Annotated in this window: 18 protein-coding genes; 15 read left to right on the top strand and 3 right to left on the bottom strand. The window is 66.2% G+C overall.

What is annotated here, in order from left to right; genetic code table 11:
- The first annotated feature begins 325 nt into the window (after positions 1-325).
- The 15 genes from cofD to hpf all read left to right on the top strand — a co-directional run bounded on the left by cofD (position 326) and on the right by hpf (position 16,096).
- The gene (cofD, locus tag ON20_RS19840; protein ID WP_051162881.1) at positions 326-1,324 is read left to right on the top strand and encodes a 2-phospho-L-lactate transferase; all 999 of its coding nucleotides are present in this window, start codon (positions 326-328) and stop codon (positions 1,322-1,324) included.
- The gene (locus ON20_RS19835; protein WP_040837523.1) at positions 1,321-2,664 is read left to right on the top strand and encodes a coenzyme F420-0:L-glutamate ligase; all 1,344 of its coding nucleotides are present in this window, start codon (positions 1,321-1,323) and stop codon (positions 2,662-2,664) included. Before cofD ends, ON20_RS19835 begins: the two co-directional genes overlap by 4 nt.
- A complete protein-coding gene (locus ON20_RS19830; RefSeq protein ID WP_040837522.1) occupies positions 2,661-3,185 on the top strand; it encodes an NUDIX hydrolase in 525 nt (174 codons plus the stop codon). Before ON20_RS19835 ends, ON20_RS19830 begins: the two co-directional genes overlap by 4 nt.
- A 305-nt stretch (positions 3,186-3,490) precedes the next feature.
- On the top strand, positions 3,491-4,729 hold the full coding sequence (locus tag ON20_RS19825) for an alkane 1-monooxygenase (RefSeq protein WP_040837784.1): 1,239 nt from the start codon (positions 3,491-3,493) through the stop codon (positions 4,727-4,729).
- Positions 4,726-4,899, top strand: a complete 174-nt coding sequence (locus ON20_RS19820; RefSeq protein WP_040837520.1) for a rubredoxin — start codon at positions 4,726-4,728, stop codon at positions 4,897-4,899. The genes ON20_RS19825 and ON20_RS19820 overlap by 4 nt, the downstream gene beginning before the upstream one ends.
- Before the next feature lie 89 nt (positions 4,900-4,988).
- Positions 4,989-5,171: a rubredoxin gene (locus tag ON20_RS19815; RefSeq protein ID WP_040837519.1), complete on the top strand. Its 183-nt coding sequence runs from the start codon at positions 4,989-4,991 to the stop codon at positions 5,169-5,171.
- A gap of 40 nt (positions 5,172-5,211) precedes the next feature.
- Entirely contained in the window at positions 5,212-5,832 is a 621-nt protein-coding gene (locus tag ON20_RS19810; protein ID WP_040837783.1) for a TetR/AcrR family transcriptional regulator, read from the top strand.
- Between the two features lie 279 nt (positions 5,833-6,111).
- Entirely contained in the window at positions 6,112-7,221 is a 1,110-nt protein-coding gene (locus tag ON20_RS19805) for an alkane 1-monooxygenase (RefSeq protein ID WP_083865075.1), read from the top strand.
- Between the two features lie 164 nt (positions 7,222-7,385).
- Positions 7,386-8,867 (top strand): adenosylhomocysteinase, encoded by a 1,482-nt coding sequence (gene ahcY / locus ON20_RS19800; protein ID WP_040837516.1) that lies wholly within the window; start codon positions 7,386-7,388, stop codon positions 8,865-8,867.
- 163 nt (positions 8,868-9,030) lie between these two features.
- The gene (locus ON20_RS19795; protein WP_040837515.1) at positions 9,031-9,684 is read left to right on the top strand and encodes a dTMP kinase; all 654 of its coding nucleotides are present in this window, start codon (positions 9,031-9,033) and stop codon (positions 9,682-9,684) included.
- 202 nt (positions 9,685-9,886) lie between these two features.
- Positions 9,887-10,564: an MtrAB system response regulator MtrA gene (mtrA, locus tag ON20_RS19790; protein ID WP_040837514.1), complete on the top strand. Its 678-nt coding sequence runs from the start codon at positions 9,887-9,889 to the stop codon at positions 10,562-10,564.
- Positions 10,565-10,667: 103 nt separating this feature from the next.
- Positions 10,668-12,620: an MtrAB system histidine kinase MtrB gene (mtrB, locus tag ON20_RS19785; protein ID WP_040837782.1), complete on the top strand. Its 1,953-nt coding sequence runs from the start codon at positions 10,668-10,670 to the stop codon at positions 12,618-12,620.
- Positions 12,617-14,434 (top strand): MtrAB system accessory lipoprotein LpqB, encoded by a 1,818-nt coding sequence (gene lpqB / locus ON20_RS19780; protein ID WP_083865073.1) that lies wholly within the window; start codon positions 12,617-12,619, stop codon positions 14,432-14,434. The genes mtrB and lpqB overlap by 4 nt, the downstream gene beginning before the upstream one ends.
- A 109-nt stretch (positions 14,435-14,543) precedes the next feature.
- Positions 14,544-15,191 (top strand): ComF family protein, encoded by a 648-nt coding sequence (locus ON20_RS19775; protein ID WP_040837512.1) that lies wholly within the window; start codon positions 14,544-14,546, stop codon positions 15,189-15,191.
- A gap of 236 nt (positions 15,192-15,427) precedes the next feature.
- Positions 15,428-16,096, top strand: a complete 669-nt coding sequence (gene hpf, locus ON20_RS19770) for a ribosome hibernation-promoting factor, HPF/YfiA family (protein ID WP_040837511.1) — start codon at positions 15,428-15,430, stop codon at positions 16,094-16,096.
- Between the two features lie 87 nt (positions 16,097-16,183).
- Here the strand turns inward: hpf and bluB are convergent, their stop codons facing one another.
- The 3 genes from bluB to ON20_RS19755 all read right to left on the bottom strand — a co-directional run bounded on the left by bluB (position 16,184) and on the right by ON20_RS19755 (position 20,396).
- Positions 16,184-16,804, bottom strand: a complete 621-nt coding sequence (gene bluB / locus ON20_RS19765) for a 5,6-dimethylbenzimidazole synthase (RefSeq protein ID WP_040837780.1) — start codon at positions 16,802-16,804, stop codon at positions 16,184-16,186.
- 126 nt (positions 16,805-16,930) lie between these two features.
- Positions 16,931-18,184 carry a fatty acid desaturase family protein gene (locus tag ON20_RS19760; protein WP_040837510.1) on the bottom strand — a complete coding sequence of 418 codons (1,254 nt, stop codon included), beginning with the start codon at positions 18,182-18,184 and terminating at the stop codon, positions 16,931-16,933.
- Between the two features lie 808 nt (positions 18,185-18,992).
- Complete coding sequence (locus ON20_RS19755; RefSeq protein WP_051162877.1) at positions 18,993-20,396, bottom strand: fatty acid desaturase family protein; 1,404 nt, start codon at positions 20,394-20,396, stop codon at positions 18,993-18,995.
- Between the last annotated feature and the right edge of the window lie 62 nt (positions 20,397-20,458).

Here is a 20,458-nt window from a genome sequence, read left to right as displayed (position 1 = left end):
GTGTTAGCGCAGAATGATTCTTTCCGTCGGACCGACACCGCATACCGACGGCACAACTCCGCGACGTTGTCTCGCGGACTTCCCCGAGCCTGTCATTCCGATGCGAACATCCGTTCGAACTTCCATACGCGCCGTGCACTTCCGCGCGGTCCGGAATGACATGTCAGTGATTAGACACGCCGCACGTATCGATGGTCAAGCCGCCGTCACTATTCCGTTACTATCCGGCGGCGCTTTACGTGCTGATCTTGTACCGGCTATAGCAAATAGGCAGCAAATGTAGCGAGAAGCACACAATTTCGTGCTCCGCTTAGGCTGTGCGGATGTGACTTCACAACAAGCGGACATCACACCCGCCGGCCGGCCCCGCATCGCCGTTCTGGTCGGCGGAGTCGGCGGCGCGCGGTTCCTGCTGGGCGTCCGGGAACTGCTCCCCGAAGCGGATGTTGCGGCCATCGTCAACGTCGGCGACGACGTGTGGATGCACGGCCTCAGAATCTGCCCCGACCTCGATACCTGCATGTATACGCTGGGCGGTGGAATAGATCCGGAGCGCGGCTGGGGCCGGGTGGGCGAGACCTGGCACGCCAAGGAGGAGTTGGCGAAATACCGGGCCCGGCCCGACTGGTTCGGGCTGGGCGATCGGGATATCGCCACCCACCTGGTTCGGACCGAAATGTTGCGCGCCGGCTATCCGCTCTCGGCGGTCACCGAAGCGCTCTGCAAACGCTGGCGGCCGGGTGTGAAACTCCTCCCGGCAACCGACGACCGATGCGAAACGCATGTCGTTATCGGCGATAGCGACGACCCTGGCGAACGACGCGCGATCCATTTCCAGGAGTGGTGGGTTCGTTACCGCGCACAAGTGCATACTCATGGATTCGCCACAATTGGGGCGGATGAAGCCAAACCGGGGCCAAATGTGATCGAAATCATAAGCGCCGCAGATGTGGTGCTGCTGGCTCCGTCGAACCCCGTAGTGAGCATCGGCGCGATTCTCGCCGTACCCGGAATCCGCGGCGCCCTACGCACCACTTCGGCGCCGGTTATCGGGGTGTCGCCGATGATCGACGGTAAACCCCTGCGCGGTATGGCCGACGAATGTCTGTCGGTGATCGGGGTCGAAAGCACGGCCGAAGCGGTCGGCCGGCACTATGGGGCCCGTTCGACCACCGGCATTCTGGACGGCTGGTTGGTCCACACCACCGATACCGCCGAGGTGCCCGGCGTCGAGGTGCGCAGTGTGCCCCTGCTGATGACGGATCCGCCGACAACCGCCGAAATGGTACGTGCCGCATTGGAACTCGCCGGAGTGAAACCATGAGCCCCATCGACCACGCCGCAGCCGAACTGCGCGTTCTGCCGATCACCGGCCTGCCCGAATTCCGCCCGGGCGACGATCTGGCCGACCATATCGCCGCCCGCGCGCCGTGGCTGGCCGACGGCGACATCCTGGTGGTCACCAGCAAGATCGTGTCCAAGGTGGAGGGTCGAATCGTAGCCGCCCCAACGGGTCCGGAGCAGCGTGACGCCGCTCGCCGGGCCCTGGTGGAGCAGGAGTCGGTCCGAGTGGTGGCTCGGCGCGGGCGCACCCTGATCACCGAGAACCGGCTGGGTCTCGTGCAGGCCGCCGCGGGTGTGGACGGTTCGAATGTCGAACGGACAGAGCTGGTTCTGCTGCCGAGCGATCCCGATACCAGTGCCAAGGGACTGCGCTCGGCGCTGGCCGCCCGGCTCGGGGTGGACCTCGCGGTGGTCGTCACCGACACCATGGGTCGTGCCTGGCGCAACGGTCAGACCGATGTCGCCATCGGCGCGGCCGGGCTGCCGGTTCTGCACGACTATGCGGGCGCCGTGGACGGGCAGGGTAACGAACTGCAGGTGACGCAGGTGGCCCTCGCCGACGAATTGGCCGCGGCCGCCGAATTGGTGAAGGGCAAACTGGGCGGGGTCCCGGTGGCGGTGGTGCGCGGGTTGACGCTCACCGACGACAGTTCGTCCGCCGCCGATCTGATCCGCCGCGGCCCCGACGATCTGTTCTGGCTGGGAACGGCCGAAGCCATCGTCCGGGGTCGCGGCGAGGCCGTGCTCATGCGCCGCTCGGTCCGTTCCTTCGCCCCCGACCCGGTCGACCCCGAGGTGGTGCGTAAGGCGGTGGCGGTGGCGCTCACCGCCCCGGCGCCGCACCATACGCGGCCGGTGCGGTTCGCCTGGGTGCGCGATCGGGTGTTGCGCGAGCGGCTATTGACGGTCATGGCCGAGAAATGGCGGACCGATCTCCTCGGGGACGGCCTGACCGCGGACCGGGTGGAACGCCGTATCGCCCGGGGTCGTATCCTCTTCGACGCTCCCGAGGTGATCATTCCGTTCTGCGTTCCCGACGGTGCGCACGACTATCCGGACGAGCGCCGGCGGGCCGCCGAGCGAACCATGTTCACGGTCGCCGTCGGCGCCGCGGTGCAGGGGCTGCTGGTCGCCCTGGCCACCGAGGGGCTGGGCAGCTGCTGGATCGGTTCGACGATCTTCGCGCCGGAGGTGACCCGCGAAGTCCTGGGGCTGGAGCCGGATTGGAGTCCCCTGGGAGCCGTCGCGATCGGCCATCCCATGGAGGAACTGACTCCTCGGCCGCCGCGAACCGATGGTCCGGGACTGGTGGAGCTGTGAGCGCCGAATCGCTGCACGCCTCGGCCACCGAGCTGTTGCGGCGATGGCGGCCGGCCGAATCGGCGGACGCCTCGTTGCGCGAGGCGTTGCTCGCCTTCCTGGATTCGGCGCCGCGCGGCTGTCTGCGGGAGAACGCGGCCGGTCATATCACCGCCTCCGCGGTGGTGTTCTCACACGACGGCAGCGAGGTGCTGCTGACCCTGCATCCCCGGGTCGGGCGGTGGATCCAGCTCGGCGGTCACTGCGAGGAAGGCGATGCGACGGTGGCCGCCGCGGCGCTACGTGAGGCCACCGAGGAGTCCGGTATCGCGGATCTGGCGCTGGAGCCGGAGCTCTACGGGGCCCAGGCGCATCCGATCACCTGTTCGCTCGGCGTCCCCACTCGTCATCTGGATCTGCTGTTCCGGATCACCGCACCACCCGGGGCGGTGCCGGTCCGCAGCGCGGAGTCGACCGACCTGCGCTGGTGGCCCGTCGACCGGCTGCCTCCGGACGCCGATGTGCTGATCCGGCAAACCTAGCTCCCTCCGTCCCCGCTTCCGGGGCCGGGTCGTTGCCTCGACCGGCACGGTTCGGTCTCCGGAATCCGGTGAAATCCATTGTTTCCGTATCCGGTTGGTAACGCCGTGCCGCCGGAGATCGCGTTCCGGCCGTGAGTGCGCGTAGGGCGGCACTCACGCACCCGAAGCACACCGTCGTATGCGTACCCGCGAATTTATGCTTTACAAATCAATAGATTTGTCTAGAAAACAGACGTAACCAGGTCTAGTGTCAAAGGTGAGTGTTAAGTACGTCACATATACGTGCGTGAGGAATGGAGACGCCGATGTCTACCAAGGCCGAACCGGTACCCCCGGGGACTCCGAACACCTGGCGAGACCCCAAGCGACGAATGTGGTTGTGGGGTCTGTTCGCGCCGACCGGACTGTTCACCATCGGGCTTCCGCTCATCTGGGGCCTGAACGCGCTCGGCCGGCATGAGCTGTCGCATGTGGCGTACTGGGTGGGGCCGATCCTGGTATACCTGATCATCCCGATCGCGGACCTGATCTTCGGAGCCGATGGCTCCAATCCGCCCGACGAGGTGATGCAAGCCCTCGAGAACGACAAGTACTACCGCTACCTCACCTACCTGTACCTGCCGTTTCAATACGCCACTCTGATCACGGCCTGCTACCTGATCGGCTCCGACGACCTGAGTTGGCTCGGTGTGCACGGCGGATTGGCTACGGTCGACAAGATCGGCCTGGCACTCACCGTCGGAATCGTCGGGGGCATCGGTATCAACACCGCGCACGAACTGGGCCACAAGAAGGTGGAACTGGAACGCCGGCTGTCGCGGATCGCACTGGCCCAAACCTGCTACGGCCACTTCTATATCGAGCACAACCGCGGCCACCACGTACGGGTCGCCACCCCCGAGGACCCGGCGAGCGCGCGGTTCGGAGAGAGCTTCTGGGCCTTCTGGCCACGGACCGTCCGAGGCGGCCTGCGCTCGGCGTGGGATCTGGAGCGCACCCGGTTGCGGCGCCTGGGCTCCGGGCCGTGGACGCTGCGCAACGATGTGCTCTCGGCCTGGCTGCTGTCGGTGGCGCTGTTCGCCGCGCTGGTCGCGATATTCGGACTCGAGGTCCTGCCGTACCTGCTGTTACAGGCGGTGGTCGGGTTCAGCCTGCTGGAGGCGGTGAACTACCTGGAGCACTATGGCCTGGTCCGGCAGCGCACCGCGAGCGGCCGATACGAGCGGCCGTCGCCGAGACACAGCTGGAACAGCGACCACCTGGTGACCAATATCTTCCTGTACCACCTACAGCGGCACAGCGATCACCATGCCTATCCGACCCGGCGTTATCAGACCCTGCGCAGTTGGGAGCAGGCGCCGGAGCTGCCCAGCGGTTACGCGAGCATGATCCTGCTCGCCTACTTCCCGCCACTGTGGCGGCGGGTGATGGACAAACGGGTGCTCGCGCACTACGCCGGCGATATCACCCGTGCCAATATCCAACAGTCCAAGCGGGAACGGATTCTGGCCCGCTACGGCGCCTTGCCGACGGAGGCGGCGTGAACGCGTATCGGTGCCCGGTGTGCGAGTACGTCTACGACGAGGCGACCGGTGCGCCGCGCGAGGGATTTCCGGCGGGCACACCCTGGTCGGCGGTGCCGGACGACTGGTGCTGCCCCGACTGCGGGGTGCGGGAGAAGGTCGACTTCGAGCCGGTGGAGCACAGCGCCTGAAACATTTTCGGGCGCCGGCGGATTCGAGCGAACCGACCACGAATACGGCCGATGCCCATACACCGTGAACACGGGGAAGGATTCGAAAGATGACCGAGTACAAGCTGTATCAGTGCCTACAGTGCGGATTCGAGTACGACGAGGCCGAGGGGTGGCCGGAGGACGGTATCGCGCCCGGTACGCGGTGGGAGGATATCCCCGATGATTGGACCTGTCCGGACTGTGGGGCAGCGAAATCGGACTTCTTCATGGTCGAGATCGAACGGATGTGAGGCTTTGACTGCGGCCGGCGACCATGCCAATGTCGCGTACATGTCCCGCAACGGAGCCAGGATTCCCTACCAGGAGGCCGCGCGGGAGCTACTGCGTACGGCCGTGCTGGACGCCATGCGCGAACTGCTCTTCGACCGGGACTGGTCCAAGGTCACCCTCAGCGATGTGGCCGCCGCGGCCGGGGTCAGCCGGCAGACCCTCTACAACGAGTTCGGTTCGCGCAGTGGTCTCGCCCAGGCATACGCACTGCGGCTGGCCTCCGATCTGGTCGACCATGTCGACTCCGCCATCGCGGCCCACACCGGCGACGCCTCGGCCGCATTCCAGGAAGGGCTGGCCGCTTTCTTCCGGGATGCCGCCCTCGACCCGCTGGTGCGCTCGCTGGTGGGCGGGGAGGTGAAACTGGATCTGCTGCGGTTGATCACCCTGGATGCCGAACCCCTGATCGATCACGCCACCGAACGGCTTTCGCTGGTCTTCCAACGCAGTTGGGTGGCGGCGGCCCCGGACGAGGCCGATGTGCTCGCGCATACCCTGGTCCGTCTCGCGCTCAGCTACATTCCGACACCCCCTGCCCCGGGCCGCGACGCGCCCACCGAGCTCGGGCGGGTATTCACCCCCTTTGTCACGGCCATCCTCGCCGCCCGTGGATTGCGCTGAGTTAGCAGACTGTAATATCGAGCATCCTGTCTCGCGATATTCTTGTGAGAAAGTTATATCGACGGCGCGTAGCGGCGAATTTGCCGCTGGGTGGGACCGGTCGTGAGCTCCTCCATGCCCGCGGTCGGGATGAGTGGTTCTCACATGTGACCGGCATCCCAAGAGGTCAGCCGGCGCACGGTCTGTAATCATAGAGCGGCGCTGGAGTTCGGGTCTTGTATAGGGGTTGATGTGCAAACAGTTGGCAAATACTCGGGTTCGCCCGACCCCAAACGCCATATGTGGGTGCTGGGTCTCATCGCGCCGGGCTGCGCGCTGTTACCCTCCCAACTGGTGCTGCATACCGGGCTCGAGGTGTTCTGGTGGATCGGCCCGATCATCGTGCTGGGCGTGATTCCGCTGCTCGACGTGCTGGTGGGCAATGACGGCAGCAACCCACGGGACGAGGACTACGAAACCCTGTCCAACGATCGCTACTACCGCTGGTGCACATACCTGTTCCTGCCCATCCAACTCATCGGCCTGACCATCGCGGCATACCTGTGGGCAGGCGACGCGCTGAGCATGGTCGACAAGATCGGGTTGGCGGCCACCCTGGGCCTGGTGTCCGGGATCGGCATCAACGCCGCCCACGAGCTCGGCCATCGTGTCGAGCGCCTGGAACGCTGGCTGGCCAAGATCGCCCTGGCCCAGTCGGGATACGGACATTTCTTCGTCGAACACAACCGCGGCCACCATGTCCGGGTCGCCACCCCGGAAGACCCCGCCAGCGGGCGGCTCGGCGAATCGCTGTGGGCGTTCCTGCCGCGCAGCGCGTACGGCGGTCTCATCTCCGCCGTCCGGCTGGAACGGGAACGGCTGGACCGGCAAGGACTGGGCTGGTGGAGCCCGCGCAACCACCTCCTCCAGGCGTGGTCCATGACACTGGCGCTGTTCGGGGTGTTGATGGCGGCATTCGGCTGGACCATACTGCCGTACCTGCTGCTGCAGGCGGTGATCGGCGCCGGACTGCTGGAGACGGTCAACTACATCGAGCACTACGGCCTGCTGCGGGAGAAGCGGTCCGACGGCCGCTACCGGCGTTGCTCGCCGCGCGACAGCTGGAATAGCGACCGACTGGTTACCAATATCTTCCTGTTTCACCTGCAGCGGCACAGCGACCACCACGCCAACCCCGGCCGGCGGTACCAGACTCTGCGCAGCTGCGAAGAGGCGCCGCAACTGCCCGCAGGGTACGCGAGCATGATCGTGCTCGCCGTGATACCGCCGCTGTGGCGGCGCGTCATGGACAAGCGGCTGCTCGCACACTACGAGGGCGATATCACCAAGGCCAATATCGCGCCCGGTAAACGCGACCGCATTCTGGGGTCCTACGGCCTCGCGGCGTAGGCCCCCAGGACGGTCTCGCGGCGACCGTGCCGGGTGCCTTTCGGCGGCCGGCACGGTCGCCGCACAGGACGCCATGCCGGGTGGAAGCGGTGCTGCGCCGTTTCCACCCGGCAGCGACTAGCCTTGCCTCGAGACCGACACCGAGAGAAGGCTGACCCACGCTGATGACGACCTCAGAACTTCCCCGCATGTTGCCGACCGCCGACGTCCGCAACGGCATCGAGTACAAGGTGGCGGATCTGTCGCTGGCCGACTTCGGTCGCAAGGAGATCCGGTTGGCCGAGCACGAGATGCCCGGCCTCATGGAGCTGAGGCGTGAGTACGCCGAGGTGCAACCGCTGAAGGGCGCGCGCATCTCCGGCTCCCTGCACATGACCGTGCAGACCGCCGTACTGATCGAAACCCTCACCGCGCTCGGCGCACAGGTGCGCTGGGCCTCCTGCAATATCTTCTCCACCCAGGACCATGCCGCCGCGGCCGTGGTCGTCGGGCCGCACGGCACGGTCGACGAGCCCCAGGGCGTATCGGTCTTCGCGTGGAAGGGCGAAACCCTGGAGGAGTACTGGTGGGCGGCCGAGCAGATGCTCACCTGGCCGGACGAACCCGCCAATATGATCCTCGACGACGGTGGTGACGCCACCATGCTCGTCCTGCGCGGTGCCCAGTTCGAGAAGGCCGGTGTGGTGCCGCCCCCCGACGAGAACCACTCCGCCGAATACACCGTGTTCCTGAACCTGCTGCGCGAACGGTTCCGATCCGACAAGGGCAAATGGAGCGCGATCGCCGAATCGGTACGCGGCGTCACCGAAGAAACCACCACCGGCGTCCTGCGGCTCTACCAGTACGCCGCCGCGGGCGAGCTGGTGTTCCCGGCGATCAATGTCAACGACTCGGTCACCAAGAGCAAATTCGACAACAAATACGGCACCCGGCATTCGCTCATCGACGGCATCAATCGCGGCACGGACGTACTGATCGGCGGCAAGAAGGTGCTCATTTGCGGCTACGGTGACGTCGGCAAGGGCTGCGCGGAATCCCTCGCCGGACAGGGCGCCCGGGTACAGGTGACCGAGATCGACCCGATCAACGCGCTGCAGGCGCTGATGGACGGCTACGACGTGGTCACCGTGGAACAGGCCATCGGCGAGGCCGATATCGTCATCACCGCCACCGGCAACAAGGACATCATCACCCTCGACCATATGAAGGCGATGAAGGACCAGGCCATCCTCGGCAATATCGGGCATTTCGACAACGAAATCGATATGGCCGGGCTCGAACGGTCCGGAGCGACCAAGTTGAACATCAAACCGCAGGTCGATCTGTGGACATTCGGTGACTCCGGGAAATCCATCATCGTGCTGTCGGAAGGGCGGCTGCTGAACCTGGGCAACGCCACCGGGCACCCGTCGTTCGTAATGTCCAACAGCTTCTCCAACCAGGTGATCGCGCAGATCGAGCTCTGGACCAAGCCGGACGAATACGACAACGAGGTGTACCGGCTGCCCAAACACCTGGACGAGAAGGTCGCCCGCATCCATGTGGTGGCACTCGGGGGCACCCTCACCAAACTGACCAAAGACCAGGCCGAATACATCGGCGTGGACGCGGAGGGCCCTTACAAACCGGACCACTACCGCTACTGAGTTATTTGGCCCGCGCTCCGCGCGGCCGCGAACGGGGCCGCGACGGCGCGGCCCCCAAGAGGACATCTCGAGGCATCGGGTTCGTGACCTCTGCCTTTCTGGACGCCTCGCCCCGACCCCGCGCCGCCGGAGGCGGCGCCGTCAACACGGCTATGCTGCTCGCATGGGAGTGCTGGTGGCGGTGGAGGGGCTCGATGGGGCGGGTAAGCGGACGCTGATCGATCGGCTGGGCGGGGTGCTCGAAGGCCGGGGGCTGCGGGTGGGGACGTTGGCGTTTCCGCGGTACGGGCGGTCCGTGCACGCGGATCTGGCGGCCGAGGCGCTGCGGGGAGCGCATGGGGATCTGGCCGGTTCGGTGAACGGCATGGCACTGCTGTTCGCGCTGGATCGGGCGGGGGCGCGAGACGAGCTGGCGAAGTTGTCGGCCGGCAATGATCTGGTGCTGCTGGATCGGTATGTGGCTTCGAACGCGGCCTATAACGCGGCGCGGCTGGGCGGGGGAGCCGACGCGGAGGTTGTGGCGTGGGTGGGTGAATTGGAGTTCGGGCGGTTCGAGTTGCCCGTTCCGCGGGTGCAGGTGCTGCTGGACGTTCCGGTCGAGGTGGCGGTCGAACGCGCCCGCCGCCGGGGCGAACTCGACGCCGAGCGGGCGCTGGACGCCTATGAACGTGACGGCGGTCTGCAGCAGCGCACCGCGGCGGTATATCGAGAACTCGCCCGACGGGCGTGGTTCGGTCCCTGGTGGGTTTGTTCCCCGGGTGATGATCCCGGTGTTCTGGCCGCTCGGCTGGCCGGAGTCGTGGCGGAACAGGCGTAATCTTCGCCTTCGTTCCCGCCGTGCGCGTATTCTCGCCTCCACTTCGGCCGAGTGGGCGTAATCTTTGTTTTTGCTGCGGCCGGGTGCGGACCGTCGGCGGACTGGCGCCCGGCTGTTGGATTAAGGTTGGATTATCCGTGAACGCGCCGAGTGTGTGGCGTGATGGCCCGTTTTGAGTCCGGGAGATGACAACATAGTAACCATGAAGCCGAAGATTCTGGTCGTCGACGACGATATGGCACTCGCCGAGATGCTCACCATCGTCCTGCGCGGTGAGGGTTTCGACCCGCACGTGGTCGGCGACGGCACCCAGGCCTTGTCGGCGGTCCGGGAGATCCGGCCCGATCTGGTGCTGCTGGACCTGATGCTGCCCGGTATGAACGGTATCGATGTGTGCCGGGTGCTGCGCGCGGATTCCGGCGTACCCATCGTGATGCTCACCGCCAAGACCGACACTGTCGACGTGGTGCTCGGTCTGGAGTCGGGGGCCGACGATTACATCGTCAAACCGTTCAAACCAAAGGAGCTCGTCGCCCGCGTGCGCGCTCGCCTGCGCCGCACCGAGGAAGAGCCCGCCGAGTTGTTGACCATCGCCGATATCGTGATCGACGTGCCCGCGCACAAGGTGACGCGGGAGGGCGCGCAGATATCACTGACGCCGCTCGAGTTCGACCTACTCGTGGCGCTGGCCCGCAAGCCCCGGCAGGTGTTCACCCGTGAGGTGCTGCTCGAACAGGTCTGGGGTTACCGGCACGCCGCCGACACCCGCCTGGTGAACGTCCACGTCCAGCGCCTGCGCGCGAAGGTCGAGAAGGACCCGGAGAACCCGGAGATCGTGCTGACCGTCCGCGGTGTCGGGTACAAGGCCGGACCGCCGTGATCGATCCGCTTCGGCCTGAGCGACGGGCCGGGAGGCGGTAGCTTTGCCTGTCCACGAAGGAGGGACCCGGGAAAGTCGAACATCGGGTGCCGGCCTTGCCGAGCTGCGGGAGATATCGGCGTCCGCGAGGGAATGGTTCCAGAATGTGGGCAATGCGCTGGGCCAGACCTGGCGGCGCTCGCTGCAGCTGCGGGTCATCGTCTCGACGCTGACTCTGTCGCTGATCGTCATCACCATCCTGGGCGTCGTCCTGACGAGCCAGATCACCGATCGTTTGCTGGACGCCAAGATCAGTGCCGCGGTCGAGGAAATGGACCGGGCGCGCAATACGGTGGAAAGCCAGCTGGCCGGTGTGGCCGATATCAGCAGTCAGCAGCAGCGGCTCGCCGATGCCCGTGACGCGCTGTCCAATCGCAGTGACGCCGGTCGGTCCGGTGGCGCGGCGGGCAGTTTCGATTCGGCGCTGAGCGTGGTCGGCGGTACGCCGCAGCGGGCGATCGCGGTCGGTCCGATCCAGGAAGTGCCCGAGGAACTGCGCCGTTTCGTCGAGCGCAACCAGGTCAGCTACCAGTTCGCCACGGTCGACGAACCGGACGGTTACAGCGGTCGGGCGCTGATCATCGGCAGCCCCAGCACCGAGGTGCCGACGCTGGAGATCTATCTGATCTTCCCGTTGGTCAACGAGGAACGCAGCCTGGCACTGATGCGCGGCACCATGCTGGTCGGCGGGCTGGTGCTGTTGGTGCTGTTGGCGGCGATCACGGCCCTGGTCACCCGGCAGGTGGTGTTGCCGATCCGCTCGGCGGCGCGGATCGCGGGTCGGTTCGCCGACGGCCGGCTCAAGGAACGCATGCTGGTGCGCGGCGACGACGATATGGCTCGGCTGGCCAAGGCCTTCAACGAGATGGCCGAGAGCCTGTCGAACCAGATCACCCAGCTCGAGGAGTTCGGCAATCTGCAGCGTCGCTTCACTTCCGACGTCAGCCACGAACTGCGTACCCCGCTGACCACGGTGCGTATGGCGGCCGACCTGATCCACGGCAGCAGCGACGACCTGGATCCCGCACTGGCACGCAGCGCCGAACTGCTGGTCACCGAGTTGGACCGTTTCGAGGGGCTGCTCAACGATCTGCTCGAGATCAGCCGGCACGACGCGGGCGTGGCCGAATTGCAGGTTGAATCGCTGGATGTGCGGATGTGCGTGCGTGCGGCGATCTCCACGGTGCGGCATCTGGCCAAGGAGGCCGCGGTGGAGGTGGTCATCGATCTGCCGGAGGAACCGGTGGTCGCCGAGGTCGATCCGCGCCGGGTAGAGCGGGTTCTGCGTAATCTGCTCGCCAACGCGATCGACCACAGCGAGGGCAAGCCGGTGCTGATCCGGATGCGCGGCGATACCGAGGCCAACGCGGTCGCGGTGGTGGTGCGCGACCAAGGGGTCGGTTTGCGGCCCGGCGAGGAGAAGCTGGTGTTCAGCCGGTTCTGGCGTTCGGATCCGTCGCGGATGCGGCGCTCGGGCGGTACCGGTCTAGGTCTGTCGATCAGTGTGGAGGACGCGAATCTGCACGACGGCAAGCTCGAGGCCTGGGGGCGCCCCGGTATCGGCGCCAGTTTCCGGTTGACCCTGCCGTTGGTCCGCGGGCGCAAGATGGGCGTCAGTCCGCTGCCGCTGGAACCGGGCGCCCGCAAGGCGCCGCGGCGGCCGGCGCCGGCGGGCGTGGGAGCCGCCGACGGCGGGACGAATGGGGGTGCGTCGGCGGCGGCCGGGCCGGCAAGTTCGGCCACCGCGTCCCCGAAGCCGGGCAACGGGGTTTCCGAAGACGCCGAACCCGAACGGCCCGGGGGCGCGAACGGTTCGGGGGCGTCGGCGGTGTCCACCGCGGGTGATCCCGCCTCGGCGTCGACCGATCAGGCAACGAACTCGGACGCTCCGGGGTCGTCGCGGGCGGCCGGTGATCCGAGCGGTACCGATCCCGCCGGCGGGCCCGCCGATACCGGCTCGGTACCGTCGGATACCGACGAACCGGTGCGCACCGACCGCGGAGACGAACACTCATGACCCTGCCCCCCAGGCATCCGAGATGGTTCCGGCTGCTGAGAACGGCGACCGTCGCGGTTATGGCCCTGCTGCTCGCCGCCGGATGCGCCAGTTTGCCGGAGTCCTCCGATCCGCAGGCCCTGGGCACCGTCAACCCCGGGCCGACCCCGCCGGGCCCGCCGCCGCCGATTCCCGGGCGCGATCCCGATCTGCTGTTGCGGGATTTTCTCCGGACCAGTGCCGACCCCGCGGATCGGCATGTGGCCGCCCGCCAGTACATGACCGAGGCGGCGGCGACGACCTGGAACGACTCTGCCTCCACGATAGTCGTGGAAAAGGCCGATACGCTGCGCGAATCGCGTGACGAGAACGAGGCGGTATATGTGCTGCGCGCGCGGAAGGTCGGCGAGCTGTCCGCGGACGGTTCCTACCACGCCACCGCCGGGATAATCGAGAACAAGATCGAGATGACCCGGATCGACGGGGAGTGGCGGATCAACGAACTGCCCGACGGGGTGGTGGTGGAATCGAATGCCTTCACTCAGGCGTATCGGCGGCAGGTGCTGTACTTCATCCGGGAGGACACGCTCAGCGATGTGGTCCCGGACCTGCGCTGGGTCGCCGTGCCGCAGGACCGGCTGGCCGAGCGGCTGCTCACCATGCTGCTTCAGGGCCCCAAGTCGTATCTCGCTCCGGTCGTGCGCAATTTCTTGGCCCCTCCGGTCGCTCTGCGCGGGCCCATCACCAAGGCCAACGGCGACGCGGTCGGTGTCGGTGTCGGGGTCGGTGGGGTCCGGATCGATTTCACGGGTGTGGACGGACTGTCCCAGCGGGATCGGGAGCTGTTCGCCGCGCAGGTCGTCCTCACTCTGTCCGCCGCCGACGTCTTGGGTCCGTATGTCCTGCTGGCCGACGGGAATCCGCTGGTCGAGCGGTTTGCCAACGGTTGGACGGTGGCAGATCTCGGCGGGTTCGGCGGGTCGGCTCGACCGGACGACCGGGTCGGACTGCACGCATTACGCGATGGCGCGCTGGTGCGGGTGGGCGAGCGGGGTGTCGAACCGACACCGGGTTATTTCGGTTCGGTGCGGAACCTGCAGTCGGTGGCACTGTCCCCGGACGGGCAGCTCGTTGCCGGCGTCGCCGATGCGGGCCGGCCACCGCCGGAACCGCAGCGCGTCCTGATGGTCGGCAGCTACGGCGGTAACGCCTTCCCGGTCGCCGAGGGCAATAGCATCAGCACCCCGTCGTGGACGACCGACGGGAGCGCTGCCTGGGCGGTCGTCGACGGTCAGCGGGTGATCCGAGCCGTCACCGATCGCAGTACCGGGAATGTCTCGGTACAGGATGTGGACATCGCCGAGTTGTCGACAACGGGGATCTCCGGGGAGGAGTTCCGGAGGCCCATCACCGATCTGCGGATCTCCCGCAATGGTGTCGGGGCGGCGTTGATCGCCGACGGCAAGGTATATGTGGCGGTCGCGGCGCGTCGCTCGGATGGCGAGTACGCGTTGACCGCGCCGCTTCAGGTGGCCGTGGAGTTGAGTTCCTCGGCGATCTCGGTGGACTGGTTCAGCGATGACACCTTGATCATCGCCGGCGAGGGCAATGTCGACCCGGTGCGGACGGTCAAGATCGACGGTTCCGCGGTGTCGTCGCTGGCCGGCCGCAATCTGACCCCGCCGGTGCGGACGGTCGTCGCGTCACCGGAGCACCAGTACGTCGCCGATTCCCGTGCGGTGTTGGAGTACACCACCTCGCCGGATGGCGGCGAACCGTATTGGCGTGAGGTGCCGGGGCTGGGCGAGAACGCGGTGCCGGTCCTGCCCGGCTGATCCGCGCACCGCTCGGTCGGGGCCGGATTCCCTTCCGCCACTTGGTCGATGCCGTTCGCCGGTGCTGCCGAGGGATGGTTGTGTCGGTGCGCGCGGGCACACTCGGGCGATGCGGACATTGCTCGATCTGGTGCTGCCGGTGCTCTGCGGCGGCTGTGGCCGGCCCGGGACCGGATGGTGTGGGGAATGTGCGGAGAGCCTGGCGGGTCCGCCGCTGCGGGTGCGGCCGCGGATCGATCCGGGGGTCCCGTGCTGGGCGTTGAGCCGCTACGGCGGCCCGGCTCGGCAGGCGGTGTTGTCGGCCAAGGAACGCGGGCGCCGTGATCTGGCCGATCCGCTCGGGGCGGCGCTGGCGAACGGCCTGGCCCGGCTGTGTGCGCTCGACCGTCCGCTGGTGCTGATTCCGGCGCCGTCCCGTTCGGCGGCGGCGCGCCGGCGCGGCGGTGACCCGGTGCTGCGGATGGCGCGCGCGGCGGCGCGGCGGTTGGACCCCGGTTGTCTGGGTGGTTGCCAGGTGGTGCCGAGTCTGCGTCTGTGGTGGGGAGTCCGCGATTCGGCCGGGTTGCCCGCACAGCGGCGCCGGCACAATCTACAGGGACGTGTCATCGCCGCTGCGATACCGCGTAAGCCGGCAAATACCCAGGTCGTGCTGGTCGACGATGTCTTGACGACCGGAACCACCGCGACTGTTTCGATACACGCCCTGTCTCGTGTCGGAACCTATGTCGATGGAGTGCTGGTGTCCTGTGCGACTTGACTTCGGAAAATTTGCGTGAACAGTGGCGAAGCGACGTTCGGCGTACTAGCGTCGCGGACACACACCCGAACGGGGAGTTTGGAGGTGGGCCTGGACAACTAGTGCCGGCCGGCTCTTGGGTGCAGCCGCTTGGCCGGTACCGATCAAACCCGCCGCACGCGCTCTGAGTGTGCGGCCAGATCCAGGAGGTGCGCGTGACGATTTCTTCACGACCTTCAGTGCGTAATGCAGACACCATGCAGCTGGACGATCAGCTCGAACAAGCCACGGATCGGCTCCGCGAGACCCGCGCGGATACCGTGGTCAAGGGCCGTAACGTCGAGGTGCCCGACCATTTCCGAATCTATGTTTCGGATAAATTGTCGCGACTGGAGCGCTTCGATCCCTCGATCTTCTTGTTCGACGTCGAGCTGTTCCATGAACGGAATCGTCGACAACGCAAGAACTGTCAGCGAGTGGAGATCACGGCACGCGGTAGGGGACCGGTGGTCCGGGCCGAGGCCTGCGCGGACAGTTTCTATGCCGCCTTCGAATCGGTAACCGACAAGCTGGAGAGCAGGCTGCGCCGGACCAAGGATCGCCGCCGGGTGCACTATGGGGAGAAGACCCCGGTCTCGGTCGCCGAGGCCACGGCCGAGCTGGTGGACGACACCCTGTTCGACCAGGGCGCCGAAGCCCATGATCATTCCCGCCAGGAGACCTCGTCCTACGAGGAGTACGAAGGCCCCGGCCATGTCGTGCGCACCAAGGTTCATCCGGCGACGCCGATGACCGTGGACGATGCGTTGTATCAGATGGAGCTCGTCGGCCACGACTTCTTCTTGTTCCAGGACAAGGAAACGGACAGTCCGTCGGTGGTGTACCGACGTCATGCCTTCGATTACGGGCTGATCAGACTGGCCTGACCTGTCGTCACCGCCGGCCGGCGCGTGTGGGCGCCGGCCGGCGTGTTGTGTAGGGGCCTGACCGATTCTCCGGTGCGCCCGTCGGTGTCAACCCTGGTAGACCTCGTAGTGCACCGCGTCGCCGATCGGCCGCCGATTCCGCCATCCGAACCGTTCCAGGTCGGGGACCTGCTGGAATTCCATTACGGGACCCACGCACAGCCACGCCACGGGCCGGATATCGGCGGGCAGGCCGATCAGCTCGGACAGCACCGGTGGATCGTAGAACGATACCCAGCCGACGCCGACCCTCTCCGCGGTGGCGGCCAGCCAGAGATTCTGAATCGCGAGAATCGTGGAGTAGAGCCCGGTTTCGGGGACCGTGGCCCGCCCGAGCACATGCGGCCCGCCACGGGAGTCGTCATGGGTGACAACGACGCCGGTGCCGCTCAGCTCGATACCTTCGATCTTGATCGGATCGAATACGGCGGCCTGATCCGGCGGCAGCGAGTCGGCGAATTCGCGGCGTTTGTCCGCCACATGTTTCGCGAAGGTTCGCAGCGTCCTCGGGTTGCGCACCACGACGAAATCCCACGGCTGTGAGTTCCCGACACTCGGCGCCCGATGCGCGGCCTCCAGAATTCGCAGCAGAACGGCGTCGTCGACGATCTTTCCGCTGAATTCCGCCCGCACGTCCCGACGGGTCCGGATTGCTTCGTAGACATTCATTTCCGGGGCACACACAGATGCCAGTGAACCACGGGTACCGAAGTGTCCGGGCCGATCCGCCCGGCCCGTGACCGAACGGTGGCCAGCGCGATCGGCCACCGTTCGTCCGGGTGTTGTCGAATGTAGCTAGCCGATTGCCGGAGCCCGTCGCGCGAACCGACGCCGGCGTTCGGCGAGGGCGGTGCGCAGTCCGCGGCGGCGGCCGGTGACGGGGTCCACGCCGGAGGTCGTCCTACCGCCGAACCTGCGTTCGGAGGCGGTTTCCGGGGCGTCGTCGGTGGTGGCGCGCAGATACTTGTTCGGCAGTGACAGTTTCAGGATGGTCCGCCATGCCTTGAAATACTGCACCGGCAGCGAACCGGTGGTGTAGGGCAGATCGTATTTATCGCACAGTGCGCGTACCTTCACCGCGATCTCGGCGTACCGATTGCTCGGCAGATCGGGGAACAGGTGGTGTTCGATCTGGTGGCTGAGGTTGCCGGTCATGAAATGCATGAGGCGCCCACCGGAGATATTGGCGCTGCCCAGCATCTGACGCAGATACCACTCCGCCTGGTTCTCGTTGTCGATATCGGCCTTGGTGAATTTCTCTGCGCCGTCGGGAAAGTGGCCGCAGAAGATCACAGCATTGGACCACACGTTCCGGACGATATTCGCCGCGATATTCGCGGTCAGGGTGTGGAAGAACGCGGGACCGGTGAGCAGCGGGAAGATCACATAGTCCTTGAGCGTCTGCTTCTTGATCTTGGCCAGCACCTCGCCGCGTTTGCGCTCGAACTCGGCGTGCTCCGGGGTGCCCGGCTGGTACCGGCCCGCGGCGAGTTTGCCGAGTTCCAGATGCTGGATTGCGACACCGTATTCGAACAGCGACTGCAGGATCAGGTTGTAGAGCGGATTACCCAGGTTGAACGGCTTCCAGTGCTGGTCGCGGGTTACCCGCAGCAGACCGTAGCCGATATCGTCGTCCATCCCGAGCACATTGGTGTACTTGTGATGCAGGTAGTTGTGGGTGTGTTTCCAGTGTTTGGCCGGACCCGCGTTATCCCATTCCCAGTGGCTGGAGTGGACTTCCGGGTCGTTCATCCAGTCCCACTGCCCGTGCATCACATTGTGCCCGATCTCCATGTTCTCGATGATCTTGGCGGTGCCCAGCAGGGCTACGCCGGCGAACCAGGCCGGGGGCACGAAACTGGCGAAAAGCACGGCGCGGCCACTGATTTCCAGGGCGCGCTGTAACCGGATCACATTGCGGATATAGCGGGCGTCCCGCTCGCCGCGCGAGGACTCGATCTCCCGACGGATCGCGTCGAACTCCGCACCGAGCGCTTCCACATCTGCCGCGGTGAGATGCGCATATTCCTTGACATCCGAGATCGCCATGCGGGCTACCCTACCGTAAGTTACGTCACCGTAGGTTGCTCTGACACGGCCGAGAAATGTGTCCTACCCCCTATTGCGGTGAGGTAGTAAAGGTGATACTTGCCGAGCGTGATCCCGGGAAGGTCGAGACCTGGATAAAAGGGGCGGTAGTCAACCGGATTGCACCGGGTGCGGATCATCTCCGCTCAGAATATGCGCGAATTGTAGGCGGCCGGATATGGGGGCGAGGAATATCGGCACCGCGACCACGCCGTGAACGACGATGCGCTGTATCCACGGCAATGCCCTCATGGGAAGCTCCGGCGCCCGGCATATCGGTGAGCTTGTCTCAGCGAGCCCGCAGAATAGTGCAGAAGATGTCGTTTACGGCGCTTAATCGCCGCTGCCGCCGGGCATAGCCTTCCGTATCGGATGTTCCGCCCCCGACAACGGCCGTCGGTAGGCCGCCGACGACGTCGGCCGCACGGTGGACCCCCGCGCCCACCTATCGCTCCCTGGCCGGAGGAACCGCTCCCGCACCCCACCCACAGGTCCTACCGTCGATTTCCACGCCATCGATCGCCATCCGCTGTCGGGTGCGCGGTGTCGAGCGCCTTGTCGAATGAACATCGATTCCGTCGCGGTGCGTCCGGTGGTGCTGTGTGTACCAGGCCCTCACGGGATGGTGAAGATGCCTGACCACGAGTCTCGATATGCCCCGCCGATTCGCTGCCGTGGCGGCGGGGTCCGGGGCAATGGTGACCATCGAGCGCCACTTTTGCGGAAGCCTGCCACCGTTACCGTGCCGAAGGTTGCGGGCCTGACGCCGTCAGTGCGAGACCACCGGACCCGGTCGGTTGTGGCCGGCGGCGAACGGTGCCACGTTGTCGCGGCGACGGCGCCGAAGTCTGCGCAGTTCCTTCTCCTGCCGTGCCTTCTCTTTCAAGGCCTGTTTGGCCTCGCGGAGGTACTCCTTCTCCTGACGGGCCTTCTCCCGCAAGGCGGTCTTCGCCTCGTGCAGTGCCGAGCGCAGTCCGCGCCGCTGCCCCGTCTCCGGGTCGACGCCCCAGGGCCGGTGTTCCGAGCCGGCCCATTCCGCGAGGGCGGCGAATTTGCGCTCCGACGAGGTCTCCGGGGCGTCGTCGGCGGTGCGGCGCAGGAACCGGTCGGGCAGTGCGAGCTTGTGAATGGTGCGGAAGGCGAGCAGATACTGCTTGCCCAGCGAACCGGTGGTGTAGGGCAGATCGTATTTGTCGCACAGTTCCCGCACCCGCGCGGCAATCTCCGGGTACCGGTTGCTGGGCAGGTCGGGGAACAGGTGGTGCTCGATCTGGTAGCAGAGGTTGCCGCTCATGAAGGCCATGGCGGGTCCGGCCTCGAAGTTGGCGCTGCCCAGCATCTGGCGCAGATACCACTCGCCCTGGGTTTCGTTCTCGAGCTGTTCGATGGTGAACTTCTCGGCGCCGTCGGGGAAGTGGCCGCAGAAGATCACCGCGTAGGCCCAGAGGTTGCGGATCAGGTTCGCGGTGGCGTTGGCCTTCAGGGTGGACATGAACGCCGGCCCGGTGAGCGCCGGGTAGATCAGGAAGTCCTTGGCCACCTGACGGCCGACCTTGCGGGCGAACTGTCTGTTCGGCTCCGAGCCGAGCTGCCGGCGCGGAACACCCGCGAACTGCTTCTCGATGCTCCAGTCGTGCAGCGCGATGCCCCACTCGAAGGTCGCCGCCAGAACCAGATTCGCCAGCGGCTGCAACAGGTGCAGGGGCCGCCACTGCTCGTCACGGGTCATGCGCAGGATGCCGAACCCGAGGTCCTCGTCCTTGCCCAGCACATTGGTGTAGGTGTGATGGGAGTAGTTGTGCGCCCGCCGCCACTGCGCCGAGGGGCCGGTCATATCCCACTCCCAGGTGCCGGAGTGGATCTCCGGATCGTTCATCCAGTCCCACTGGCCGTGGCTGATGTTGTGCCCGAGCTCCATATTCTCGATGATCTTGGCGACCGACAGCAGCGTCGTCCCGGTCAGCCAGGCCCACCGCTTGCGGCTACCGAAGAGAATCGCCCGTCCCGTCAGTTCGAGTACGCGCTGCGCGGCGATGGTGCGCCGGATATAGCGCGCGTCGCGCTCGCCGAGGGACGCCTCCACCGAACGGCGGATGGTATCGAGTTCCCGCCCCAGCGTCTCTACATCGGCATCGGTGAGGTGGGCAAACGCTCTGATGTCGGTGATGGCCACCGGCGTCCCTTCTGTCGGCGAAATGCTCTGTGCGGAATACGGGACTCGGGAGTATCCGAAGC

Source organism: Nocardia brevicatena NBRC 12119, assembly GCF_000308495.1.
GTDB classification, from domain to species: Bacteria; Actinomycetota; Actinomycetes; order Mycobacteriales; family Mycobacteriaceae; genus Nocardia; species Nocardia brevicatena.
Note: the sequence above shows the minus strand (reverse complement) of the source record. Positions and strands in the feature narration are given on the sequence as shown.